At 66.4% G+C, this 24,045-nt stretch carries 26 protein-coding genes and 1 pseudogene; 18 read left to right on the plus strand and 9 right to left on the minus strand.

Annotated elements, in window-relative coordinates:
- Window positions 1-19: 19 nt before the first annotated feature.
- Both OG474_RS26470 and OG474_RS26475 read left to right on the plus strand, forming a co-directional pair.
- The gene (locus tag OG474_RS26470; RefSeq protein WP_405056270.1) at window positions 20-646 is read left to right on the plus strand and encodes a DJ-1/PfpI family protein; all 627 of its coding nucleotides are present in this window, start codon (window positions 20-22) and stop codon (window positions 644-646) included.
- A gap of 116 nt (window positions 647-762) precedes the next feature.
- Complete coding sequence (locus OG474_RS26475; protein WP_405056271.1) at window positions 763-3,261, plus strand: X2-like carbohydrate binding domain-containing protein; 2,499 nt, start codon at window positions 763-765, stop codon at window positions 3,259-3,261.
- 75 nt (window positions 3,262-3,336) lie between these two features.
- Here OG474_RS26475 and OG474_RS26480 read toward each other — a convergent pair whose 3' ends face one another.
- Both OG474_RS26480 and OG474_RS26485 read right to left on the minus strand, forming a co-directional pair.
- Window positions 3,337-3,492, minus strand: a complete 156-nt coding sequence (locus tag OG474_RS26480; protein WP_405056272.1) for a hypothetical protein — start codon at window positions 3,490-3,492, stop codon at window positions 3,337-3,339.
- Between the two features lie 122 nt (window positions 3,493-3,614).
- A complete protein-coding gene (locus OG474_RS26485; protein ID WP_405056273.1) occupies window positions 3,615-4,523 on the minus strand; it encodes an oxidoreductase in 909 nt (302 codons plus the stop codon).
- 923 nt (window positions 4,524-5,446) lie between these two features.
- Between OG474_RS26485 and OG474_RS26490 the strand changes: the two genes are divergently transcribed.
- The 3 genes from OG474_RS26490 to OG474_RS26500 are packed head-to-tail and all read left to right on the plus strand — an operon-like array spanning window position 5,447 to window position 7,617.
- Window positions 5,447-5,989 (plus strand): RNA polymerase sigma factor, encoded by a 543-nt coding sequence (locus tag OG474_RS26490; RefSeq protein WP_405064618.1) that lies wholly within the window; start codon window positions 5,447-5,449, stop codon window positions 5,987-5,989.
- Window positions 5,986-6,573: a hypothetical protein gene (locus OG474_RS26495; protein WP_405056274.1), complete on the plus strand. Its 588-nt coding sequence runs from the start codon at window positions 5,986-5,988 to the stop codon at window positions 6,571-6,573. The genes OG474_RS26490 and OG474_RS26495 overlap by 4 nt, the downstream gene beginning before the upstream one ends.
- Window positions 6,574-6,618: 45 nt before the next feature.
- Window positions 6,619-7,617: a cyclase family protein gene (locus OG474_RS26500; RefSeq protein WP_405056275.1), complete on the plus strand. Its 999-nt coding sequence runs from the start codon at window positions 6,619-6,621 to the stop codon at window positions 7,615-7,617.
- Between the two features lie 10 nt (window positions 7,618-7,627).
- On the opposite strand, the gene OG474_RS26505 is transcribed toward OG474_RS26500, so the two are convergent.
- A complete protein-coding gene (locus OG474_RS26505; RefSeq protein WP_405056276.1) occupies window positions 7,628-7,879 on the minus strand; it encodes a hypothetical protein in 252 nt (83 codons plus the stop codon).
- A 111-nt stretch (window positions 7,880-7,990) separates the two neighbouring features.
- Between OG474_RS26505 and OG474_RS26510 the strand changes: the two genes are divergently transcribed.
- The 3 genes from OG474_RS26510 to OG474_RS26520 all read left to right on the plus strand — a co-directional run bounded on the left by OG474_RS26510 (window position 7,991) and on the right by OG474_RS26520 (window position 11,134).
- On the plus strand, window positions 7,991-9,076 hold the full coding sequence (locus tag OG474_RS26510) for an L-dopachrome tautomerase-related protein (protein WP_405056277.1): 1,086 nt from the start codon (window positions 7,991-7,993) through the stop codon (window positions 9,074-9,076).
- A gap of 13 nt (window positions 9,077-9,089) precedes the next feature.
- Entirely contained in the window at window positions 9,090-9,740 is a 651-nt protein-coding gene (locus OG474_RS26515) for a YbhB/YbcL family Raf kinase inhibitor-like protein (RefSeq protein ID WP_405056278.1), read from the plus strand.
- Window positions 9,741-9,823: 83 nt separating this feature from the next.
- Entirely contained in the window at window positions 9,824-11,134 is a 1,311-nt protein-coding gene (locus tag OG474_RS26520) for a M50 family metallopeptidase (protein ID WP_405056279.1), read from the plus strand.
- A 14-nt stretch (window positions 11,135-11,148) separates the two neighbouring features.
- On the opposite strand, the gene OG474_RS26525 is transcribed toward OG474_RS26520, so the two are convergent.
- On the minus strand, window positions 11,149-12,111 hold the full coding sequence (locus OG474_RS26525) for a hypothetical protein (protein WP_405056280.1): 963 nt from the start codon (window positions 12,109-12,111) through the stop codon (window positions 11,149-11,151).
- A gap of 82 nt (window positions 12,112-12,193) precedes the next feature.
- On the minus strand, window positions 12,194-13,102 hold the full coding sequence (locus OG474_RS26530) for an NADP-dependent oxidoreductase (RefSeq protein ID WP_405056281.1): 909 nt from the start codon (window positions 13,100-13,102) through the stop codon (window positions 12,194-12,196).
- An 86-nt stretch (window positions 13,103-13,188) separates the two neighbouring features.
- On the opposite strand from OG474_RS26530, the gene OG474_RS26535 reads away from it, so the two are divergent.
- The gene (locus OG474_RS26535; RefSeq protein ID WP_405056282.1) at window positions 13,189-14,046 is read left to right on the plus strand and encodes a helix-turn-helix transcriptional regulator; all 858 of its coding nucleotides are present in this window, start codon (window positions 13,189-13,191) and stop codon (window positions 14,044-14,046) included.
- An 86-nt stretch (window positions 14,047-14,132) separates the two neighbouring features.
- Window positions 14,133-15,176 carry an MBL fold metallo-hydrolase gene (locus OG474_RS26540; protein WP_405056283.1) on the plus strand — a complete coding sequence of 348 codons (1,044 nt, stop codon included), beginning with the start codon at window positions 14,133-14,135 and terminating at the stop codon, window positions 15,174-15,176.
- Window positions 15,177-15,260: 84 nt separating this feature from the next.
- On the opposite strand, the gene OG474_RS26545 is transcribed toward OG474_RS26540, so the two are convergent.
- Window positions 15,261-16,208: a bacteriocin fulvocin C-related protein gene (locus OG474_RS26545; RefSeq protein WP_405056284.1), complete on the minus strand. Its 948-nt coding sequence runs from the start codon at window positions 16,206-16,208 to the stop codon at window positions 15,261-15,263.
- A 92-nt stretch (window positions 16,209-16,300) separates the two neighbouring features.
- Window positions 16,301-17,797, minus strand: a complete 1,497-nt coding sequence (locus tag OG474_RS26550; protein WP_405056285.1) for a ricin-type beta-trefoil lectin domain protein — start codon at window positions 17,795-17,797, stop codon at window positions 16,301-16,303.
- A gap of 226 nt (window positions 17,798-18,023) precedes the next feature.
- On the opposite strand from OG474_RS26550, the gene OG474_RS26555 reads away from it, so the two are divergent.
- The 3 genes from OG474_RS26555 (at window position 18,024) to OG474_RS26565 (ending at window position 20,281) form a co-directional block, all read left to right on the plus strand.
- On the plus strand, window positions 18,024-18,470 hold the full coding sequence (locus OG474_RS26555) for a hypothetical protein (RefSeq protein WP_405056286.1): 447 nt from the start codon (window positions 18,024-18,026) through the stop codon (window positions 18,468-18,470).
- A 313-nt stretch (window positions 18,471-18,783) separates the two neighbouring features.
- On the plus strand, window positions 18,784-18,978 hold the full coding sequence (locus tag OG474_RS26560; RefSeq protein ID WP_405056287.1) for a hypothetical protein: 195 nt from the start codon (window positions 18,784-18,786) through the stop codon (window positions 18,976-18,978).
- Between the two features lie 82 nt (window positions 18,979-19,060).
- Window positions 19,061-20,281: a putative glycoside hydrolase gene (locus OG474_RS26565; RefSeq protein WP_405056288.1), complete on the plus strand. Its 1,221-nt coding sequence runs from the start codon at window positions 19,061-19,063 to the stop codon at window positions 20,279-20,281.
- A gap of 42 nt (window positions 20,282-20,323) precedes the next feature.
- Here OG474_RS26565 and OG474_RS26570 read toward each other — a convergent pair whose 3' ends face one another.
- Window positions 20,324-20,467, minus strand: coding sequence for a hypothetical protein (locus OG474_RS26570; protein WP_405056289.1), 144 nt, complete (start codon window positions 20,465-20,467; stop codon window positions 20,324-20,326).
- A 162-nt stretch (window positions 20,468-20,629) separates the two neighbouring features.
- Here OG474_RS26570 and OG474_RS26575 point away from each other — a divergent pair, with 162 nt between their 5' ends.
- Window positions 20,630-20,851, plus strand: coding sequence for a hypothetical protein (locus OG474_RS26575; RefSeq protein WP_405056290.1), 222 nt, complete (start codon window positions 20,630-20,632; stop codon window positions 20,849-20,851).
- A gap of 297 nt (window positions 20,852-21,148) precedes the next feature.
- Here OG474_RS26575 and OG474_RS26580 read toward each other — a convergent pair whose 3' ends face one another.
- A complete protein-coding gene (locus OG474_RS26580) occupies window positions 21,149-21,475 on the minus strand; it encodes a hypothetical protein (RefSeq protein ID WP_405056291.1) in 327 nt (108 codons plus the stop codon).
- Window positions 21,476-21,637: 162 nt separating this feature from the next.
- Here OG474_RS26580 and OG474_RS26585 point away from each other — a divergent pair.
- The 4 genes and pseudogenes from OG474_RS26585 to OG474_RS26600 form a co-directional block, all read left to right on the plus strand.
- Window positions 21,638-21,757, plus strand: a pseudogene (locus OG474_RS26585) (helix-turn-helix domain-containing protein); the annotation flags it as partial.
- Window positions 21,758-21,958: 201 nt separating this feature from the next.
- A complete protein-coding gene (locus OG474_RS26590; protein ID WP_405064688.1) occupies window positions 21,959-22,885 on the plus strand; it encodes a hypothetical protein in 927 nt (308 codons plus the stop codon).
- Complete coding sequence (locus OG474_RS26595; protein WP_405056292.1) at window positions 22,882-23,406, plus strand: NUDIX domain-containing protein; 525 nt, start codon at window positions 22,882-22,884, stop codon at window positions 23,404-23,406. Before OG474_RS26590 ends, OG474_RS26595 begins: the two co-directional genes overlap by 4 nt.
- Before the next feature lie 53 nt (window positions 23,407-23,459).
- On the plus strand, window positions 23,460-23,984 hold the full coding sequence (locus OG474_RS26600) for a flavoprotein (protein WP_405056293.1): 525 nt from the start codon (window positions 23,460-23,462) through the stop codon (window positions 23,982-23,984).
- Window positions 23,985-24,045: the final 61 nt, after the last annotated feature.

Genomic DNA, 24,045 nt, shown 5'->3' on the forward strand with positions numbered 1-24,045 from the left:
TCGGCGTACCGTCCGCTCCATGCACATCGCGATCCTGACCTTCGACGGCTACAACGAACTCGACTCGCTGATCGCTCTCGGCATCCTGAACCGGGTCCGCGAACCCGGCTGGAGGGTGTCGATCGCCAGCCCGACCCCCTGGGTGACCTCGATGAACGGCGTTACCATCAATGTCACTGTCGACGCGGGCATCGATCTCGAAGAAGCCTGTACGGCGGACGCCGTGATCGTCGGCAGTGGCATCAAGACGCGGGAAGTGGTCGAGGACCCGGCGATCATGTCCGTGCTGCGTGGTCTCGATCCCGAGCGTCAGCTCCTGGCCGCACAGTGCTCCGGCGCGCTCGTGCTGGCCAAGCTCGGCCTGCTCGACGACGTACCTGCCTGTACCGACGTGACGACCAAGCCGTGGGTGATCGCCGCCGGCGTCGAGGTGCTCGATCAACCGTTCTTTGCCCGCGGCAACCTCGCCACCGCCGGTGGATGTCTCGCGTCCACCTACCTGGCCACCTGGACGATCGCCCGGCTGCACAGTCTGGATGCGGCGATCGAGGCGATGGACTATGTGGCTCCGGTGGGCGAAAAGGACGAGTACGTGACCAGAGCACTGCGGAACGTCACGCCGTACCTGACGCCCGCACTGACTTAGCGGGAAGCAGATCGGCCCTCCTGGTGGATTTCGGCCTATCGGATCTTGACGGACTTACTTAACCCGATCAAGATTCCAATATCCTATCCGATCCGCCAGGCAGAAGGTCGCCGCTGATGACGAGATCCATCCGAACCAAGGCATTACGAGGCGTGCTCGCCACCCTTGTCCTCGCCGCACTCATTCCGGCCGGTTCGACAGTGGTGTCGTCCGCGGCTCCAGTGCCGGGTCCGGGCGCTGTTCCCGACGCGGCTTCGCAGCAGGGCGCCGTACCGCAGGCTCCCCTCCCGTCGAACGTCACGGTGGCTCCTGGTGGACCAGCCGGTACGCAGGCGGACAAGCCGTACATGGGCTGGAGCAGCTACAGCATGCAGGTGTACGCCGGGAACGGTGGCACCTGGATCAACGAGAAGCAGATCACCGCGCAGTCCGACGCGATGAAGGCGAAGCTGCAGCCGTACGGCTACAACCGGATCAACATCGACGCCGCGTGGAACGACGGGATCGACGCGTACGGCCGCCCGACCCCGAGCGCGAAGAACTACCCGAGCGGTTTCCAGAAGCTGATCGACCACATCCACAAGAACGGCCAGAAGATCGGGATCTACGCGATCCCCGGCATCGGTCAGCAGGTGATCGACGCGAACCTGCCGGTCTACGGCGCTCCCGAGTGCACGACCGGTGACCTCCCGGTCCGGCCGCTGGTGAAGGCCGACTACTGGGGGATCGGCTACAAGATCGACTTCTCCAAGCCCTGTGGGCAGAAGTACATCGACTCGGTCGCCGACCTGTTCGGCTCCTGGGGGATCGACTTCCTCAAGTTCGACAGCGTCACCCCGGGCTCGGGCGTCAGCAACCTCACGCTGGACGCGCGCGACGACGTGAAGGCCTGGTCGACCGCGCTCGCCAAGCACAAGATCTGGCTCGAGCTGTCCTGGGCGCTCGACATCAACTACGCCGACTACTGGAAGCAGTACGCGAACGGCTGGCGGATCGACTGGGACGTCGAGTGCTACTGCGAAGGTGTCGCGCTGACGGCCTGGCCGAACATCAGCCGGCTCTTCCCGAAGCTCGCCGACTGGTGGCGGCACGCCGGCCCCGGCGGCTGGAACGACCTCGACTCCCTGAACGTCGGCAACGGCCAGATGGACGGCATGACCAAGGACGAGCGCCGTACGGCGGCGACGTTGTGGGCCGTGTCAGCCGCCCCGATGTACACCGGTAACGACATGACGCGGCTCGACCAGTACGGCCTCGACCTGCTGACGAACCGCGAGGTCATCGCGGTCAACCAGGCCGGCCGCCCCGCGCACCCGGTCTCCACCACCTCGAACCGCCAGGTCTGGTACTCGCTCAACGCCGACAGCAGCTACACCGTGGCCCTGTTCAACCTCGGCCAGACCGACGCGAACATGACGGCGACCTTCGCCGACCTCGGTCTGACCGGTTCCGCGAAGGTCCGTGACCTGTGGGCCAAGAAGGACCTCGGCACGTTCAACGGCAGCTTCACGGCGAACGACGTACCGATCCATGGCACCCGGCTGTTCAAGATCACGCCGCAGAAGAACTCGACGATCAAGGTCAACGACGACGACCTGCGGGTGAAGTATGACGGCGACTGGAAGCGCAACGGCAACTACGAGGTGCCCGCCACCTCCGAGCCGCTGAACGTCACGGTCTCCGACTCGGCCGGCGCCAGCGCCCCGGGCGCGGCCAACACCGGCACCCGGACCCTCGAGGTCAACAACGACAACTCGCAGATCGTCTACACGGGTTCGTGGAGCCGCAGCACGGGACGCGGTCTCGGCGACTACCAGGACGACGTCCAGTACTCCGAGCAGAACGGTGACTCGTTCTCGTACAGCTTCGTCGGGAACGGCGTCGACTACGTGACCGAGACGCACAACTCGCAAGGCGAGGTGGACATCTACATCGACGGCACGCTCAAGCAGACCGTCAACACCTTCCAGGCCGACGGCCGTGGCGCACAGCAGGTCGTCTACAGCATCTCCGACCTGCCGAACGGCGCGCACACCATCCGCGCGGTGAAGAAGAGCGGCCAGTACATGCTGGTCGACAAGCTGAACGTCCGCCAGGAGAGCCTGCTCAACCCGGACAAGGCGACGTTCAACAAGGCACAGCCGGCCGACGTCAGCATCGAGATCAGCCGCGACCCGAGCGAACTCGCCGCCCTCTCCAAGGCCGGCGCCGACCTGGTCAAGGGCACCGACTACACCGTCACCGGCCGCACCGTCACCATCAAGAAGGAGTACCTCGCCAAGCAGCCGGTCGGGGCCGTCGCCCTCGACTTCCGCTTCCGCGGCGACTACCGCGACGACGTCCACGCCACCACGGCGAACGGCGCCTCGGCCTCCTTCACCTTCACCGGTACGTCGATCGAGTGGGCGAGCGCACTGGCCGCCGACCAGGGTGAAGCCGACGTCTACCTCGACGGCAAGGTCGTCCGCCGCGTCAACCTGCACGGCGACGCCCGGGTCACCAACCGGCAGGTCTTCACCGCGACCAACCTGAAGAACGCCCAGCACACCGTCAAGATCGTCAAGGTCTCCGGCGACGCCCTCCGCCACGACACCTTCGGCTACACGATCAAGTAGTGCGGTCCTAGGCTCCGGCGGGCTGAGTAATCAGCCGGCCGGAGCCGAGCCTTATCAGGTCCCTGAAGTTGGCGGTCAGAGGGTTGCGGGGATGGTTTGGTGGGCCGAGCGGAGGGTGTTGAGGAGTTCGGGGGTCAGGGGCTCGCCGGTCATCCGGATCGTCAGGACACCGAGGGGCATCGGGAGCTGCTCGCCGGGAGTGCCGACGGCGATGTTCGGAAAGCTAGTCACCGTTGAAGGATAGGGAGCCTGGCAGCTCACGCGTGGAGAGGTGCTGAGGGTCTGCCAGTACTTCGACAGTCGGGCCGTGAGCTCGGCAAGGTCCACTGGCCGGTGGAAGGTCGCCAGGTCCGCTAGCTCGGATCCGGCGTGACTCCCGTGAGCTCGGCCGTCAGTTCCCAGAGTCGGCGGCCGGTTCCTTCGTCGGTTGCCTTCGGGTTCGGTCGGGCGCGGCCGACCTTCCCGGCGATCTCGAACGGTCCGCCGGGTCCGTAGTACTCGCCGCCCTGCGCGGTCGGCGAGGTTGCGGCGTACAGCTGGGGCAGGGTGCCGGCGTCCACCGACTGCGTCGCGATCGCGTTGAAGACCCGGCTCGCCTTGACCGCCAGCCGACCACGGTTCTTCAGAGCGTTGGGAAAGAGTTCGGTATTCGTCATCCCGGGATGAGCCGCGATGCTGCGAACAGACGAGCCGGCCGCACGGAGTCGCCGATCCAGCTCGAACGCGAAGATCAGGTTCGCCCGCTTCGACTGCGCATACGCGAGATGCGCCCGGTAAGTGCGGTGCTCGAAATTCGGATCGTCAAGGTCAAGCCCAGGCCCCCGATGCGCGATGGACGAGACCGTGACCACCCGCGCCTCGGCCCCGTTACGCAGCGCAGGCATCAAGAGCCAGGTCAGCGCAGCGTGCCCAAGATGATTGGTCCCGAACTGCGATTCAAACCCATCGGCCGTCCGCCCGAACGGAGTCCCGGTGATCCCCGCGTTGTTCATCAGTACGTCGAGCCTGTCCCCAGTCCGCTCGCGGACCGTAGCGGCGGTCGCCCGCACCGAGCTCAAATCGGCAAGATCAAGCTCGACCAGTTCGGCCTCCGGCGACCCGACCTCAGCAAGCGCCCGCCGCCCCCGCTCCAACGAACGGCACCCCATCAGCACCCGAGCTCCCTTCCCCGCCAACACCACCGCAGCCCGCAACCCCAGCCCCGAGTTAGCCCCCGTGATCAGCACAGTCCGCCCACTCTGATCCGCGATATCCCGTTCCACCCAACCCACCAACATGCCACCCAGTATCCCCGCCCCCCGACACAGACTGTCCGGACGAGATCCACGGAGCCTGACTGCCGCTCCGTGACAGTAGGAATCCGTGAAGGCGCACCAGCCATTCGCCACGGGTCACCGGTGGCCCCCGCGAGCGAAAGCTCGGCTTCGCGGGGCGCTACTGCCACCCAGCGGCAGCAGATCCCCGCAAAGCACGCTTCGGCGCGGCCGGATACCCGGATGCCGGGTCGTCGCCGCAGCGGCCGTGGCTAACGAGCAGAGTGGTTGGCCGATCCTGTGGCTGAGGGGGATGGCGAGGTCGGCGACCGCCTGCCGGCCGTCTGAGCTTCCGGGCTCCGGTTGCTGTATGGAAAACGAGGGGATCTCCCCTCAAGTTGCTGGTTCTCCCCTCAATATTTGACCAGAGAAGGGCCGATTTGAACGGATATCCGTTCAAATGAAGCACGCCGGTAGACCACCGGAACATAGTCCTCCGCCGTCGCGATGGGTCAGCCGCCAGGCCTCCTCGTCGTCGGGAGCAACCACAGCCCGTCAGCCACAGGCCACGGGCGCGCGGTCACCGACCGAACCATCCGGCCCAGCCACAGACCACCCCCGCCACCCGCTTCAGTAGAACCGGCCGCAGCGGCGAGTAACCGTTGCGTACGTCGTCGGCCGGATGTGAGCGGCCGGATAGGACGAGCACATTCGGGGCAGCGGGTTCCTGGGTTGGACGGTGGATGAGCGACCGATCGCCGATCCACGGGCGCCTCTGCGGGGATCCACTGCCGCTCCGTGACAGCAGATCCCCGCAAACCACGTTCCCACCAACCGCGTCGCGGAGCGGGCACCGGCGTACCGGCTGACTGCGGGGATCGGGTGGGTTGAAAGGATGGGCGGGGTGCCGGACAGGTGGGGATGTGACTTCCATGCGTGAGGCCCGGTTCGAGGTGTTGGTGCGGGCGGTTGGCGCGCCCTTGCACCGTTACTTGGTCCGCCGGGCCGAGCCAGCTGCCGCTGATGACGTGCTGGCCGAGACGATGCTCGTGCTGTGGCGACGGCTGGACGACGTACCGAACCTGTCCGACCGTGCCGAGGTTGATCCTGATCAGGTGCTGCCGTGGTGCTACGGCGTCGCCCGCGGATGCCTGGCCAACGCTCGCCGCGCCGACCGCCGCCGCCTGCGGTTGGTCGACAAGCTGGCGCGCACGGCGTCTCCACCGGGCGAGCGCACCGAGCATGCCGACCTGTACGACGCGTTGCGGACGCTCGGTGAGGTCGATCGCGAAGTGGTGATGTTGTGGGCGTGGGAGGGCCTGGCCCCGCAGGAGATCGCCGAAGTGACAACGCTGACGGCGAACGCGGTGAGCATTCGGTTGCATAGGGCAAAGAAAAAACTGGCCGCCGAGCTCGAGCGAAAGAACGGCGCCACCGCCGGACAGGAACAGGTCAAGAGAGGGAGTGAACTGTGAACGACAACGAACTGCTGGCCCAGCTCAAGGCCGCCGACCCGGCGTCACTGCGGGGTGCTCCCCAGCCCGACCTCGACCGTCTCCTGGAGAACACAATGACTACCGAGATCCAGCCCACCCCGATTCGCCCGCGCCGCCGGTGGATCCCGGCCGCCGCCGCGGCCGCCGTACTGATCGCGGCCGGCGGCGTCGTCTGGGGAGTCAACGCACAGGACAACCCACCGACCGCTACGCCGCCAGTGCCTGCCGTCAAGCTGACCTTGGCCGGTGGCGCCGCCGGTAAGTGCCGGGCTCCGGAGGTCGCCGACTTCAAGGACCTGCCGGTCGCCTTCGAAGGCCAGGTCACCGCCATCAAGGGCGACCTGATCACCCTGAAGGTCGCCCACTGGTACCGCGGCGGCCCCGCCGACAACGTCGAGGTCCAGTCGATGCCCGAGGACGTCGCCACCCTGCTCGGCGTCGACTTCACCGTCGGCGACAACTATCTAGTTGCCGCTAGCAACGGTCAGGTCAGCATCTGCGGCCACAGCGGCCCCAGCGATCCGGACCTCCGCAAGCTGTACGAACAGGCCTACACCGGCTGAACCGCGGGGGTATCGTGAACGGTCCGTGAGTGAGAGGACTGTTGGATGGACGACTGGGGGCGTGGCTGGGAGCCGCCGACGTACCGGGTCGACGCCGATGGCAAGGTGATCGGCGCGGCGGCCGGGCGGAGCCCGAACAACTGGGGCCGCTGGGGTGACCTGGACGAGATCGGGACCGTCAACTTCATCACCGAGGAGCGCCGGCGTGCGGCGATGGCTCTGGCCGGGACCGGCCAGGTGGTCAGTTGCGCGATCCCGATCGCCGCGGAGATGCCGGTGCATCCGTCGCGGCCGGCTGTTGTCCACACGCACGCCTTCACCGGCACCGACGTACTGGCCGGACTCGTCGAGGACCGGGCGAACGGAGGCTTCTTCGGTAGCGACGACTATCTGTCGTTCCCGCTGCAGAGCGGTACGCACTGGGACGGGCTGACGCATGCCTACTACGCGGAGACCATGTACAACGGCTTCTGGGTCGGCACCGTCGGCGCGGCCGGAGGAGCACGCAGATGCGGAACGCACCTGCTCGGCGGCCTGCTCGCCGGTCGAGGTGTGCTGCTGGATCTTCCGCGTCACCAGGGCGTACGACGTCTGTTGCCCGGCCAGGCGATATCCGCGGGGGAGCTGGCAGACTGCGCCGCGGCACAAGCGGTCGAGCTCCGCAGCGGTGACATCCTGCTCGTCCGCACGGGGGAGATGGCTTGGTTCTACGGCCTCGACGACAAGACGGAGTACTGGACCGGCAGTCATCCAGGACTCTCCGTCACGACCGTCGACTGGATCCACGATCAGGAGTTCGCCGCGATCGCGATCGACAACCGCACCTTCGAGGTGACGCCGTTCGAGCGCCCGTACGACGTCACCTACCCACTGCACTCCCGCCTGATTCGCGACCTCGGCCTGACGATCGGCGAACTGTGGTGGCTTGAAGAGCTCGCCACGATGTGCGACCGGCTGGGGCGATGGGACTTCTTCCTCACCGCCCCACCGCTACCGGTCGCCAACGCATCCGGCGCCCCCACGACTCCTCTCGCCTTCTTCTGAAGGGGATTCGTCAGATCAGGTCGAGGGCGGCCTTGACCACGGAGTCGGTGTCGATGCCGGCCAGGGAGGCCAGGGTGTGCGGATGCCCATGCAGGCCCGGCTCCAGCGGCTCAAGGAGAACGGCGTACTGGGCAGCGGCGAGCGCCGGATCGATCCGGCGGCGCTCGGCTATCCGCTCGGGGTGTACCTGTCGGTCACCGTGACCCAGCGGAAGCTCGACGCCGTCGCTGACGCGCTCGCGAACCACGACCTCGCTCGTCATGCGGCGCCTCGTCGAGCACCGTCTCACCGCGCTGGTCAAGCGTGCGGCCCTTTCCTGAAGGTAACTAGTCGGCCTTGAAAGTGAGTACCACCTGCCCGCTACCTTCGCGTCATGTCGAATCTCCGTCGCACCTTGGCAGCGTTGCTAGCGGTCGCTTTCGTGGCGGTCGGCGCACCACCGGCGGTCGGCGCCGGCCGCCTCGAAGTAGTTGTGCAAAGCAACGGAATGATCTGGAACTCGGTCGCTGCCGACCACGGCCGGACCTTTGTCGGCGGGCTGCGCTGGTCCGGTTCGGCGGGGCCCGCGCTGGGTCAGCTCACCGCGGACGGCGGAGTCGCGCCGTACCCGGATGTGGCCTGGAATTCCTGGCGCCCGGGGACACCGGCGGGCCGGACGTTCGTCAACGTCAACGCGATCAACCTCGACGGCCGCGGCGGACTGTGGGCGGTTGACACCGGTACGCCGGAGTTCGGCGGCGACCCGTTGCCCGGAGGCGCCAAGCTGATTCGCGTCGACGTGGCAACCAATCGCGTCAGCAGGATCTATCCGTTCGGCTCGGACGTGGCGCTGGCGGGGAGCTACATCGACGACATCCGCTTCAACGGCACGCATGCCTACCTCACGGATGCCGGACGACCGGGGCTGATCGTCCTGGACCTCCGCACCGGCGCCGCCCGGCGAGTACTCGACGGACACCCGTCCACCGTGGCTCCTGACGATCGGCCGATCGTTGTCGACGGCACCATCCTGCGTGGGGCGGACGGTAATCCACTGAAGGTCAACGCCGATCCGCTCGAACTTTCGCCGGACCGGAAGTGGCTGTACTACGGCCCGCTCGCCGGACCGTGGTCCCGGGTGCCGACCCGCGCGCTCGACGACCCCGCCGTCACTCCCGACCGCCTGGCTGCACAGGTCCGGGCGTGGGCGGACCTGCCACCGTCCGGTGGAACCGCCATGGATGCCCTCGGCAATCTCTACTTCTCCGACCTCGCGCAGAACGCGATCAAGCGCCGGAGCCCGGACGGCCGGATCACCGAGGTTCTTCGTGATCCCAGGCTGCACTGGGCGGACGCGCTCTACCTCGACCCCCGGCACCAGTTGTGGATCCCCGTCCCACAACTGGACCGGGCCGCCATCTTCAACGGCGGCACCTCACACATTCACTTCCCGGTTCAACTGTTCAAACTATCGATGTAAGGAAGCAATGACCATGCGAAAGATCTGGATCGCGGCAGCAGTCCTCGCCCTCGGGCTGACCACGGCCTTCGCCGCGTCGACCACGGCGCCCAAGGCCGACGCCGCCCAAGCGACCATCCCGCAGGACCTCATCCACAAGCGAACGGATCCGTACCGGTACCTGCCCAAGGTGCCCAAGTTCGACCTGCGCAGCACGACCGTCCGCAACGGTCGCCCGCTGCCGCTCGACCAGCAGTCCGGAATCTTCGGCGTACCGGGTGGAAAGGACATCTCGCCGCAGCTGACCTGGCGTGGGTTCCCGGCGAAGACCAAGAGCTTCGTGGTGTCGATGTACGACCCGCAGGCTCCGACCGGCAGCGGCTTCTGGCACTGGGTGGTAGCCAACGTCCCGGCCACCACAACCTCCCTGCCGCTCGGCGCCGGCACCCCTGGCAGCGGCAAGCTGCCCGCCGGCTCCGTCCAGCTGACCGGTGACGCAGGCGCGGCCCGCTACATCGGCGGCGCCCCGCCGAAGGGTTCCACGCACGACTACTACATCACCGTCACCGCCCTGGACGTCGCCTCCGTCGACGTCACCCCGACGACCAGCGGAGCCCTCACCGGCTTCTTCATCAGCAGTCACACCATCGGCCGCGCCACCCTGGTAGCCCCGACCCGAGGCTGAGCTCGACCACCAGCTATAGGTGATGGCATCCCAATGTCATCACCTATGGCTGTAGTAGCCCTCCGGTGACGGATGATGACCGGATGACCGTGCTTCTCACCGTTCTCGGCATCGTGGTGTTCCTCGTCGGCATCATGCTGTCGTTCGCCCTGCACGAACTGGGGCACCTGCTGCCGGCCAAGGCCTTCGGGATGAAGGTCACCCAGTTCTTCTCCGGGTTCGGCCGGACTGTCTGGTCGACCAAGCGCGGTGAGACCGAGTACGGGATCAAGCTGATCCCGGCCGGCGGGTTCGTCCGGATCATCGGGATGCTGCCGCCGGCGAAGGGCCAGCGACCCGGGACCGTGCGCCGGGGCAGCACCGGCCCGATCCAGTCGATGGTCGAGAACGCCCGGAACGCGGAGTACGAGACGATCGACCCCGCCGACGACGGCCGGCTGTTCTACCAGAAGGCGTGGTGGAAGAAGCTGATCGTGATGGCGTCCGGGCCGCTGGTCAACGTCGTGATCGCGTTCGTCCTGTTCGCCGGTCTCTTCATGCTGTACGGCGCCAATGTCGCGCAGACGACCGTGCACACCGTCACCGACTGTGTGATCCCGGCCGCCGAGGCCACCCCCGGCCGCAAGTGCACCGATGCCGACAAGGTGTCACCGGCGAAGACCGCGGGGTTCCAGGTCGGGGACAAGGTCCTGTCCTTCAACGGCACCCCGATCTCCAGCTGGGACCAGCTCACCCCGCTGATCCGCGCGAACACCGACAAGCCCGCCACGATCGTTGTCGAGCGCAACGGTCAGCAGCAGACCCTGCGGACGGCGACGATCATCAACCAGGTCCGGGAGAAGGCCGGGTCGGACACGATCGTCGCGGTCGGCTTCCTCGGGGTCACACCCGAGATGAAGGTCGAGCGGCAGGACTTCGGCTTCGCCGTGGACCGGATGGGCGAGCTGACCGTCGCCACGGTCAAGGCCCTCGGCAACTTCCCGGCCAAGCTGGTCGGTGTCGCCAAGGCGGTCGTCGGCGGCGAGCGTGACCAGGACAGCCCGATCAGCGTCGTGGGTGCGAGCCGGGTGGCCGGTGAGATCGCCGCCAACCAGACGCTCAGCGGCGGTGAGCGGATCGCCTTCCTGATCTCGCTGCTCGCCTCGCTGAATCTCTTCCTTGCCCTGTTCAACTTCATTCCGCTGCTGCCGCTCGACGGCGGCCACATGATCGGCGCGATCTGGGAAGGCATCCGGCGCGGCTTCGCGAAGCTGTTCGGCCGCCCCGACCCCGGGTACGTCGACGTCGGCAAACTGCTCCCGGTCGCCTACCTGGCCGCAACCTGCATGGTCGTGATGGGCGTCCTGCTCGTCATCGCCGATATCGTGAACCCGATCAAGATCTTCAACGGCTGAACCGGGGTCTGTTTCTAGAGCTGGCCGATTGCCCATTCGGCGTCTTCGACCAGCCAGTCGATCGCGGCCGCCGTACCGAACGTTGCCGTGATCTCGTACGCCGTTCGCGCCGCGGGGTGGTTACCTCGGCGCTCGCGGACGCTGCCGACCTCCATCGCGAAGCTGCCGAGTTGTTCGGCCAGGTCAGGGGCGGCGGCGATCACCTGGTGGAACGTGACCTCGGCCGCGGTGGTCCGGCCGTGCAGGACGTGGCGGCCGCATTCCATCGCCAGGAGGCCTGGCCCGCCGATCGTCGTACTCAGGCGCGCCCAGAGTTGATCCACGGACTCCAGGTCGCCTTCGGTCGCGAGCTGGTGGCCGTAGCGGAACCAAGCACGAGAGACCAGCGCGGACCGGCCTTTCGCGATGAGCGCATCGATCGCTGTCTGCGGACCGTTCGCTCTGCCCTGCCGCCGGTACATCGCCGCGAGCTGAGCCGCCGCTTCGGACGCGTACACCGGGTGGCCGGTGTCCATCGCCTGCTCGTAGGCGCATGCCTCTGCGGTCGAGGCGTCGTCGGTGATGAACTGACGGGCGGCCTCCAGGGCGCCGGCGCCGAGGAGATCCACGTCGGAGCGATGCTGCTCGTCGAGCTCCGGAAGGTCATCCAGGTCGGCCGCGATCCGGTAGGCCTGGACGGCGCCGGCGAGGTCGTGCCGCTCGGTCAGCAGGAAGGCGAGTCGGATAGCAGCCTCACCCCGCGACTCACCGTCGCCGTCATAGACGACGTACCGGAACGCTTCCTCGGCGCCCTGCACATCCCCGGTCTCGTGCAACAACAACCCCAGATGAAACGTCGCACCCACGGCGTCCTCGGAACCACCGGTCGCGATCTGGCGCAGGTCCAGGAGAGCCCCGGCCATATCCCCCTGTTCGCGGGCGCGCAGCAACGCACGGAAGACCGGGTTCACCGCGGCCACATCCATCTGATCGGTCATAGCACCCCCAACGGTTTCAGGCCGACGCTAATGGACCTCCGAACCCGCACCAGCCGCGTGACCTGAACAGGTCAGACTGCAACTATTGGGTCGGGTCGAGGATGATCCGGCCGCGGAGACCACGCGTCTCGGCCAGCGTGTGTGCATCGGCCGCTTTGCTCAGCGGCAGAACGGTGTTCACCCGGACATCCAGGACTCCGCGGCGCACCCGGTCAAGAAGGTCCCGTACGACGACGCCGTCGGCAGCCGCTCGTACTTCGTTGGTCACGATTCCTCGGGTGCTCTCGGCTCCGCGCCCGGGACGAACGCCTACGTACCTGCCGCCGTCTGCCACCGCCTCCAGCGCGGGGGAACCGATCGCCGCCGGATCCGCGACGGCGTCCCAGCCTTGTCCTGGTTCGGTTACCAGCTGAGCACCTTGGGACTCGACGAAGGCCCGGTCGCTTGCGCGGGCCAGTCCGGAGGCTTGCCAGCCGTGCTCCGCTGCCAGCCGGATGAGGTAGCCGCCGATGGCGCCTGCCGCTCCGGTGACGAGCAACCGACGGCCGTTACCCACACCCAGCTGGTCGGCGATCGCTCGTGCGGTGATTCCTGCCAGGGGTACCGCGGCGGCGATCGTCGGTGGTACCTGGTCGGGAACCCTCGCCAGCGCGGTCGCAGCGATGACGACGTACTCGGCATAGGTTCCGTAGGGGCGATCGAAGGTGTCGAGCATTCCGGCAACTGGTTCGCCGATGCCGAATGAGACGTCGCTTCCCACCGCATCCACAGTCCCGGCGACATCCCAGCCGAGGCCGGTGATCGGTCCGGTGATCCGGCCCATCCGGTGGTAGACGCCTGCCCGCGTGGACAGGTCGACGGGATTGACGGCCGCCGCGGCGACGCGCACCCGGACCTGGCCTGGTCCCGGTTGGGGAATCGGCCTCTCCACGATCTCGATGGCCTCCGGGCCACCTGGTGTGGACACGACTGCTGCTTGCATGGTCTTCATACCTTCGACGATGGCCGTGGGCAACGATCTGAACCAGGGGATGTCATCCCCTGGGTCCGCGTGCCCCGCCGTCGCACACTGGAGGGGTGACTTCTCCGAAGTACGTCGAGCTGGGCGCGTTCCTGCGGTCGCGTCGAGAACGCATCCAGCCTGCTCAGGTAGGACTCGTGTCGGGGCCTCGCCGACGGGTGCCCGGGCTGCGCCGCGACGAGGTGGCGCTCCTGGCCCGTGCCTCGGTGGACTACTACAACGAGCTCGAACGCGGGGCGGGCTCCCAGCCATCCGAGCAGATGCTCGCGGCCCTGGCCAGAGCACTGCGTCTCACGGCCGACGAACGCGACCACCTTTATCACCTGGCCGACCGGCCGCTCCCGCGTGACACCGGGTCCTCCGCGCACGTCCATCCAGGCATGCTCGATCTGCTGACGCGGCTGACGACGACCCCTGCCCAGGTCATGACCGATCTGCACGTCACCTTGGTGCAGAACCCGCTCGCGGTCGCCCTTCTCGGTGACCAGTGCGGCTATCGCGGCAAGGAAGCGAGTCTGGTCTATCGCTGGTTCACGGATTCGACCGCACGCGACCTCTACGTCGAGCAGGATCACCCGAGCCAGTCGTGGGCGTTCGTCGCGGACCTCCGCGCGGCCGCGGCGCGCCGTACGGCGAAGGACACCGAGGCCACCGCTCTGATCGCGGATCTGCTCGACAGCTCTGCGGAGTTCGCGGCGCTGTGGGCCGAGCACGAGGTGGCCTTCCGGCGCGACGATCGTAAACGTGTCATCCACCCGGCCGTCGGGCTGATCGAGTTCAACGGGCTCACTCTTTTCAGCGAGGACGGTCGCCAGCGACTGATCTGGTTCACTCCCGCGCTGGGCACCGACAGCGCGGACAAGCTGGACCTGCTGGCCGTCATCGGAACCCAGAACCTGGGCAACCAACCCTAGGGATCAGAACCCCTCGCTGTCCGCCGGAACGCACTCCAGACTGTTGTTGAACCTTCAATCGCTGGAGTAGCGGAAAGAGAATGATGATGGACAGCAACGATGTGCAGCCAACCTCTCGTCGGGGTCTGCTGAAGTGGGGGTCGGCGGCCGCGGCGGCCGGCGTTGGGGCAGTGCTGATCAGTGGTACCGCGAGCGCCGCCACCGGGTCGGCGACGAAGCCGGTGCCGAAGTTCGCTCCGCTGCCGGCTGGTGCGAAGCCGTTGCCGGTGGGGCCGGCGGGCTACCGATTGGAGCGGGTCGGGCGCGACATGTACGCCGTGACCGCCGGCGGCACGCAGGCTGCGTTCGTCGTGAGCAGCAAGGGCGTGATCCTGGTCGATGCGCCGCCCGCACTTGCCGATGCGTTGCCGGCCGCGATCAAGGAGGTGACCAGCAAGCGGGTCACGCACCTCGTCTACAGCCACCACCACGCCGACCACATCGCCAACGCTGCCGCGTTCGGCGACATTGCCCGGATCGCCCACGCCGAGACCGCCCGGCTGATCAAGGCCGAGCAGGACCCGCAGCGCCCGATGCCGACCGAGACCTTCACCGATCACCACACCCTTGCTGTCGGCAACCAGCGGCTCGAACTCAGCTACCCCGGCGTCAACCACGAAGCCGGCAACATCATCATCCACGCGCCGCGCCAACGGACCGCGATGATGGTCGACGTCGTGCTGCCCGGCTGGGCTCCCTTCCGGGCCTGGGGATCGGCTGACAGCGTTCCCGGCGTGATCCGCGCGCACGACGTACTGGCCGATCTCGACATCGACACCTACATCGGCGGCCACGCGCACCGGCTCGGTACACCGCGCGACATCAAGGAGTCCCGCGAGTTCATCCGCGACCTGTGGAACCACACCGCCGACGCGATCGCCCGGACACCCGTGAGCGACTACCTCGACCTCGTTGAGGCAGGCAACAACTGGGCCCTCTTCCGGCTCTGGCTGGAATCCGTCGCAGACAAGGTCGAACCGATCACCCACCGCAAATGGCTGACCCGCCTGGCCGCCGTCGACGTCTTCACCCGAGAGAACATCATCACTATCGCCCTCTCCCAAATAGAAGACGCCCCCCACAACCTCTGACCGGGCTGGTCAGTAGTTGCAGCCGTCGACGCCGGCGTCGTACCCGGAGTTTGATCTGGGACTCGTGGCCGGCGCCGCGCGTGCTTACTCGCAGATGCCGTCGCAGTTGGCCCATCCGAGCCAACCGCAGCAGCAGTTCTCGGGGCAGTTGCCTTTGTCGCAGTACGGTGTCGGTGCCTTGCACCAGGAATCGAAGGCATTGCAATTACAACGCGCGGACGGTCCCCGAACAGCCTCGACCGGTCCGAGGGTCGTGAAGATTGCCGTTGCCTGGTCGGCGCCGAAGGCCGCGATGGCGCGCTCGCGGACGTTGGCCGACTGGGCCATCGCGGCCGAACCCTCGCGGTCGGCGAAGAGGGACGGCTGGGCCGCCCAGCTTTGGGCGAGGTCGAACACGGCGCGCTGCTCACTGGTCAGCACGCCCATGGAGGCGCGGCTGTGCTGCAGGTGCTCGACGAACAAGGCGCTGCGAACCCGCGGCTCGGCCTGGACGAAGACTGCCCACCGATACTCGACCGGGATCGACGCCATCTCGCCGTACGACGAAGGAAGTGTGCCCTGCTTGAGTTGCTCCCGCACCCACGCGGCCGCCGGGTCGGAGGCGAAGGCGGGCAGCTCGCCCGTGACAGCGAGTACGCCGGCCACCGAGAGACCCGCTCCCCATTGCAGGAATCGCTTGCGGCTGACCCCGCCTGCCTCGACGGCCGGCTTGCCACCCGCGCGGCGCGCGCCACCGATCGCAGTCGCGACCGCGACCGAACGCCGGACACCGAGGCGCCGTACGAGCGGCGCGATCATTCCCCGCCCGGTCCAGGCGCGCACTTCCCCGCCACGGACTCTGATCAAGGTCGGCGCCCAGTCGGGCTCGGGCCCCAGCGCGGCCGCACGCCAGCCGACCACTTCGGCGTTGCTCAACGGCAAGACTTCCAGCTGGCCGTCGCTGGCCTCGGCGACGCGTTCGGACACCTTGCGGCACGCGGCGCAGCCCGCGTCGAAGGCGACGATCCATCGAGTGTCACGTGAATCCGGCATGAGGTCTCCCTGGGGGCGATGGGTTGACAGGACGTGTCGACACGATGACCCAGGGCGATGAAATTTCGCTGACTCCTCCTGTCATCCCGCCGTCAGACGCGGTGCCACTTCTGGTTGGCGGTGGCTGCGCAGTCCCACTGGACGAGCACGGCACCGTTGGCGGGGTCCCAGGCGGAGATGTCGATGCACTTGTTCGAGTGGTGGTTGACCAGATCGCCTGTGGAGGTCAGTTCGAATCGCTGGGCGACGGTGTTGTTGCACGACCACAGTTGGATCGCGGCGCCGTTCGTGGTCGAGCCACCGTTGACGTCGAGGCACTTGTTGTTCTGCGTGCGCACTTCGCTGCCGGTGAACTGCCACTGCTGATTCGCGCCGCCGTTGCAGTCCCACACGGCTACGCGTTGGCCGTCGGTGTAGCTTCCGCCGGGCACGTCGAGGCACTTGCCGTTCCAGTTGCTGACGACCGTGTTTCCGGCGGGCTTGTACGCCGGGGTGACCGCCTGCATGATCACCGAGCCGATGGCCTCGATCGCGCGGGTGTCATCACGCGGTGTCTGCACGTCCCATTGGTTCCAGGTGAGGAGCAGATCGGTGCGCCTCATGTTCCACGCGGCGTCGGCGTTGCGCTTCATGAAGTCGTAGTACTGGTCCCACAGGTTGTTCTCCCGGACGAACTCGCGCATGCCGCGGGCGAACTCCGACTGCCACGTGCCCTCGCGCTGCCCGTTGGTCATGATGCCGTTGGTGGTGCGTTCCCGGATCACCCAGTCGGTGGTGCGCTTCGCGTCGTCGAAGATGGACCGCTGCCCGAAGTTCCGGTACATGGCTTGGGCGGCGCTGACGAACGCACCTGCGGAATACACATTCTGGCCGCTGTCGACCGTACCGTCGGCCGTGATCTTCTCGTGGACACCGCCGGTCGACCGGTCGAGCAGGCGGGTCCATGTCCAGTCGTAGATCGCTCGAGCCTTGTCCAGATAGCCGCGCTCGCCGTTCGCCTCGAAGATCAGTGCACCCAGGATCACCGCCGGGCTGTTGCTGAGGGCGCTCTTCTCCTCCTTGTAGATGCTCCACCACGCACCTCCGCCGAGTGCGCTGTCCCATCCCCGGTCGTAGACCCGATTGAAGGCGTACTGCGCCTGCGACAGATAGGTGCTGTTGCCGGTGATCTTGTAGCCGCGAGCGAACGCCAGCCCGGCCCACAGCAGGTCGTCGTTGTACTCGTTCCAGTCCCAGTCGTACAGGCCGCCGTCACCGTGGTTCTGCTGAAGAAAAGTGTCGAGCAGGCGTGCGACCAAATCCCGGGTCGCCGGACGCCGAGTGCTGTCGTAGACGTCCTCGGCCGCTTGGATGTCGAGCGCCTGACGCCAGAAGTAGTCCTTCTCCGTTTTGGCGAGCGACTCCTTGTAATACCGCCGATCACCGTCGGAGATCAGAAACGCCCGGTTCAACGCGTCGAACGCGGCATCAGCGTTCACCGTCGCCGGTCCAACCACGGTTGGCCTCGGTACGCCGTACGCGACCGGCGCGGCGGTGACGGCGACGAACAGCGCTGTCACCAGAGCGGCAACCGGCCTGAACCCACGCATACTCTGCCTCCACCTGAAAGATGTTGGAATCGTTTCCGCCCGAGGCCCGCCCACCGGACATTACTGTCCGCCCACCGATGCCGCCGCCCCACCGCGTGTCGGACGACGACTCCGCATGGTCCCGTTGATCGGTTGTGGCCGAAGTCCGGATTTCACTGGGCTCGAAAGGATCGGCATCCGTGTCGCGCGCTGGAAATTTGGAGGCCTGACTACGAAAGGCAGGACCATGAAGACCACGACCCGTACAGCCTTCGCCGGCGTTGCGGCGCTCGGCGCCGCGGCCGTCGTCCTGACCGCACCGACAGCCGCACAAGCCGGTACCACGGACTACGCCTGCCCCGACGGCAAGGTGTGCCTGTATAGCGGCTACTACGGCAGTGGAGTCCAATGGGTGGTGCCGGGCTGCTGGAACAACCCAGTGCCGGGTTGGCTGCAGTACGTGGTGCGTTCGGCCAAGGCGGCGAGTAACCCGGCACTGCTGTCGCTCTATGCGAACAACACCGCTTATGACCTGGTCCCCGGGTTCAAGGGCGACATGCCGCCCGAGGTGACCCGCACCGGGGTCTTCAACGTCTGGGTCGACTGTCACCACCCGTCCAGCTCAGAGCAGAACGGCTCGAGAAGTTCGAGCCGCCCTAACGCCACGGTTGCCACCTCGAGCATTCCTCAATAATTGCGGCGGGCAACAAGGTGAAAATTGATGTAGACCAATTTTCTGTTGCTGTAAGCAATTATGATTCCCGCCGCCTGCACGGCGATGAGGGTGATTCATGTTCGCTCGGACCGCACGGGCGTGCCAGAGGCAAGGATTTGATGCTCATCGAATGGGTTCCCGAACTAGTTGCCGGTAGCAATACTTTGCGGTCAGTCGATCATTCGTCGAACGAAGGTGGAGGCAATGCGTACCCGTTCTGGTGGTGGCGGGGCTCGCCATGGCGGCCGGGATGAGCGGGTCAGCTTTGGCGGCACCCGGCAGTGTGCCGGCCGTGAGCATCGCGGAGGCCGCAGTACCGGCCCAGTGGAAGCTGCACCAGACCTTTCCGCAGACCACAGACGGTCTGACTGCCTGCTTGGCTCAGGTCAACTACTACAACGACAATCCCCAGTACCCAGAGGTCGTCGCATCGGAGTGCCGCACCGGCAGTAACCGCTACGAGCACTGGTGGAAGATCGACAACTGACAGCGACCACCACGGAGCGGCTATGAGTGGATGCGTTCGACTTTCTCGAGGTGTTTTCGGTCGGCGGTTGGCTGTCGCCGGCGTGGCCATCGTTCTGCTACTGGTGGGGCTGGTGTCCGGCAGTCGGTCGTCGGTGGAGGCTGCTGAGCAGTCAGCGGACAGCTTTGCGTTCCGGCTGTTCGGCGGTGCGGACGATCCGGGCCGCCTCGCACAGGTGGACGTCAGCCGGTATCGGCTGTTCCTTCTCAGCCCGTACATGCGGAAGATCGCGGCCGCCGTGAAGGAAGCTCGAGCGGACGCACTCGTCTATGTCTACAAGGATGCGAGCTCGGCCCGTCGCGATCTGAGCCGGCCCGCGAGTGAGTGGTGCAACGCCGACGGTGGGACGATCGGTCGCGACTGGGGTGTGGATTACTGCGATGCCGTGGCCAACCATCCCAAGTGGTTCCTGACTGTCCACGGTGACCGCTTCGAGTACGCCGGTTACCGGTCGCACTGGCATGCCGATGTCGGCGCGCCGGACTACAAGGAACGCTGGACGGCGAACGTTCTGGCCGAGTTGCACGGAAGCCCGGCTTTCGACGGTGTCTTCGTGGACAATCAGCTGACCAAGATCGGCGCCTACACGCCGGGCGGGGTCGCACCCGATCAGTACGCTGACGACCGGGCCGGGCAGGCGGCGTACCAGTCGTTCATCGACTATGCGGGAAGCCAGTTGCGCAACGCCGGGTTCGGTGTGCTGGCAAACATGGCTGACGCCAGATTGTTCGCGGGTCTGTGGGACCGGTACTCCGCTCAGCAGTCCGGTGGATTCGACGAATTCTGGACCACCTTCGGCGGCACGGAGACCGAGCCGGACAACCTGCCTGCCTACGAGCCCTCGGGCTGGCAGGTCCAACTGGCCGAGGTCGAGACTGCTGCCGCGACCGGGAAGCTCGGGGTCTTCAGCGCCCAGACATCCGGCGGGCGGTGTACGGAGTGTGCCCGCTACGGCTATGCCGGGTTCCTGCTGGCCGACGACGGTACGCAGGTGTTCATGGAGTCGAATGTCGACGCGGTGGTCGGCGACTGGGTTGCGAGCCGTGACATGTACGACTGGCAACTCGGCAAGCCGACCGGCCGCCGTACCCAGCTCGAACCGAACCTCCACCAACGAGCGTTCGAGCACGGCCTCGTGCTCGTGAACTCCGACCCGGACACCTCCCGCCGAGTCACCCTCCCAATGCCGTACCGCGACGAATCCGGGCGCAGCGTCACAACCGTCGACCTCCCCGCCCGCCGCGCCCGCATCTTGCGCACCTGACCACTCACCGCCGCCGTAGCTCGCTGGACTCTGTCCTGGCGGTTAGTTCCACTCGAAGCCGTCGGTTTGGCCCTGGCTGGCCGGGGTTTCGCTTGCGTCAACTGTGGTGGTCGGCTTGAGGATCCAGGCCCCGGCCACGATCAGCGCGGCCGAGGCGAACAATGCTGCAACTCGCTTGATGGTCATTCCAGGTCCCTTCGGTCGGTGTACAGCTCACCGTAGGAACTGGCGATGAAATTCTGATGACTCGACTGAAGGCGCCCAGGCAGCAAGACTCCTGTTGGTTGACTGATACCGGCAGGTGCTGGAGTGATGGAGTTGCCCCCGTGCTCCGGCTACAACTCTGATATGCGCAACTACCTGACGACGAAAGCTCCCTGGTGGCTTCTCGTGCTGATCCACGGCGGTATTTTCTGGATCGTCGCCTTGATCGGCAAAGCGCTGGCACCCTCGTGGTTGCCGGCTGGCTACGCTTGGGGTGGGCTTGCCGCTGCCTTCTTCGGCCTCTTCATGGCCACAATGACCGTTGGGTCACGCCGCCGGGCTGAGAAAGACACAACCGACAGCTGACTAGATCGGCGTCGTTTGCGACTCCCAGGACTGCGCGTAAGGCTTCGCGATAGGAGCCGCCGGTACGACGGACGGAGCCTCGCTCGAGCTTTGCGATGTAGTGGGCGTCCAGCGGGCGGTTGTCGCCTTTCGTGAGCCACAACCAGGCACAGACGGCTTCCGCCAGCTCCGCGCGTGACATGGGACGGTCGGCGTCAGCCGGGGATGGGGTGCGGAGTCTTGCTCCGCGGAGCAGGTGGTTCGGCGACGGCCGGCGTCGGTCCTCGGATGGAGAGCGGGACGGGCGCGGAGCTGATGTCAGCACGCCCGCCCCGCTTGCTGAGGAGGCTCTGAGAGCAGTACGGCGACGTGCTGAGCTCGGAGCAGTTCGCGGAACTCGATCGGGTTGCCGCTACCTGCGAAGTGGACAAGGCTGGGGACGATCATGGCCCTGTCGTTCAGCTCCATGACCGCCACCAACGCGTTGTGAAATTCGTCAGGAGCGGTCGCGATCTCGTCGACGAACAGGGCAACGAGCTCGCGGTGGTTGGCCGCCGCGCAGTCGACGATTCGTTGGCGACGTGACGCTACTTCGGCGTCTGTCATCAGGAAGTGTTTCTTGAAGTAGCCGAAGGCGAACCGCATGTCTGACCCCGTTGCTGCTGAGTTGCTGACGAGCAACCAGCGTCGGGGAAGGTGCTTTGACAGCGACATGGTTCGCCGCCGACGTACAACTGAACTTGTACTGAACCGACACCCGTTGTTCGGCTGGAGAGGTGTTCGGTTGAGTGCCAGACTGAGCCCGTGATGGTGCAGGTCTGGTCCGGCCGTGAAGTGCGAGCTCTGCGCGAAAGCCAGCGGCTCAGTATTCGCGAGTTCGCGGCGCGGATCGGCGTGAGTGAGCGGATGGTGTCCCGATGGGAGGCCGGCGGTGAGCGCATCCGGCCGAGGCCGATCAACCAGGAGGGCCTGGATTCGCTTCTCGCCAGCGCGACCGACGACGTACGGACACGGTTTGCCGCGCGCCTGGAGAATGCCAGGGAACCAGGCCCAATCCCTGTCGCTGTGAAGCGTCGGCCAGCCACCGCGCTTGCCCGGCGACGAACCCAAGATCCAGATGTTCTCGCGATGCGTTCGTTCCGATCGGCTGACCTGCAGGTCGGCGGCGGACACCTGTACGGGTCGGTCGTGAAGTACCTACGCACGGAGGTTGGTCCGCGGCTGTTCGGCGGTGACGATGCCGTGGAAGATCCGGGCGTCTTCACGGCCGCCGCCGGTCTGACCGAGATGGCTGGTTGGATGGCTCACGACGCGGGTCGAGACGACCGCGCGTACAGCCACTTCCTCCGCGCGTTCCACCTGTCGAAGGCCGGCCAGGACCGCCAACTCGGAGTCCACGTGCTCGCCAGTCTCAGCCATCTGGCACATCACCGAGCCGACCCGAACGGCGCGATCCGGTTCGCCCAGGCGGGCGAGACGGCGCTTGCTGAAGGACCCGCAAATCCAGAACTTCGAGCACGGCTACTGGCCATGCAAGCACGCGGGCGAGCCGCGCTAGGAGACGATCACGAGACGCGGACCCTACTCGGCAAGGCGGAATCCGCACTCACCGGATCGTCGTCAGGCGAACCATCGGAATGGATCAGCCATTTCGACAGCGGAAGCCTGGCAAGCGAGGCCGCGCGTTGCATGCGACAGCTTGGGCGCCCCGCGGAAACCCAGAGCCACGCCGAGGCGATCATTCGACTCCGGCCGTCGAACCGGACTCGGAGTCATGCCTTCGGCCAGCTCTTCCTGACGGCTGCGCTCATTGATCAGGGCGAGCCGGAACATGCCTGTCGGGTCCTGCAGGACGTCGTCGAATCGACGCAGTCCCTGGGCTCCTACCTCGTCGTTCAGCAACTCCGGGAGATCTACGAACGCCTGACGCCGTACGCGGGAATCAACAGCGTCGCCGAGACAAGGCAGATGCTCGCCGAGACCCTACGCCAGCGCGCCTGGCTGCAGCAGTGGATCATTTCCGGCACCGTCGAGACACAGACCGAGCAACGATGACGGCCGACGAACCGCTCTACAAGCGCGATCCGGAGGCTTGGCGGGAGCACCTGGCCGAGGGCAACGCCAAGCAGGCGCGCAAGCGCGTCGGTGCCGATGCGATTCTGCGCGACGAAGGCGGCCGGATCCTTCTCGTCGACCCTGACTACAAGCCCGACTGGGATCTACCTGGCGGGATGATCGAGGCGAACGAGCCGCCGCTCGACGGGCTTCTCCGCGAGCTGAACGAGGAGCTGAGCCTTCGGCTCGACCCGTCTGGCCTGACACTCGCATGCATCGACTGGGTGTCGCCACACGGCCCGTGGGACGACTCGCTGATGTTCATCTTCGACGCCGGCCGCGTCTCGCCCGAGCAACTCGCTCACCTCGAGCCCGACCTCGACGAACTGCGCCGCTACGCGTTCCTCACGCTCGACGAGGCTCGCGACCGCCTTCGTCCCTACGTCTGGCTTCGACTCGAAGGAGCTCTCAAGGCCGCCGAGTCGCACACCGTCGCCTACCTCCACGACGGCCGGAGCTAGGCAGTCCAAAGTTGTTCCGTTAGAACCATGGCACTGCGGGCAGGAGTCGAAGCGTGAGTCGTGTTCTGCATCTGATCGTTTGCGGCGCTGGCCCTGCGGAGCGGGTCGCGGACATGATCGATCTGGCGCGGCAGGATGGCTGGGATACCTACTGCATCGTGACCGCGGCCGCAGTCGAACACTTCGTCGATCTCGACGAGCTACGCAAGATTTCTGGGCATCAGGTCCGAACTACGTATCGTGTTGAGGGCGACGAGTCGGTGCCGCCCGCGGATGCGGTGATCGTGGCGCCGGCGACCTACAACACGATCAACAAGTGGGCTGCAGGAGCAGCAGACAACTACGCGCTGAGTCAGCTTGCCGAGTTGACGGGCGCCGGCGTACGCATCGTCGCTGTTCCCTTCGTCAATCAGGCTCTGGCAGCGAACGCGGTGTTCCTTCGCAGCGTCGAAAGCCTGCGAGAGGCCGGTGTGCGCGTCTTGTTCGGGCCGGGAGAGTTTGAGCCGCATCCGCCCCGGACTGGTGGCTCCGCATTGGCTTCCTTCCCCTGGAGTCTCGCGCTGCTGGCTGCCGCCTAGCGCTGTGTCGTTCTGGTGACACGTGCGGAGGCGATTGTCGAAGTGTGAGTGGCGACGATCG

The sequence above is a fragment of the Kribbella sp. NBC_01505 genome, assembly GCF_045040285.1.
Taxonomy (GTDB): Bacteria; Actinomycetota; Actinomycetes; order Propionibacteriales; family Kribbellaceae; genus Kribbella.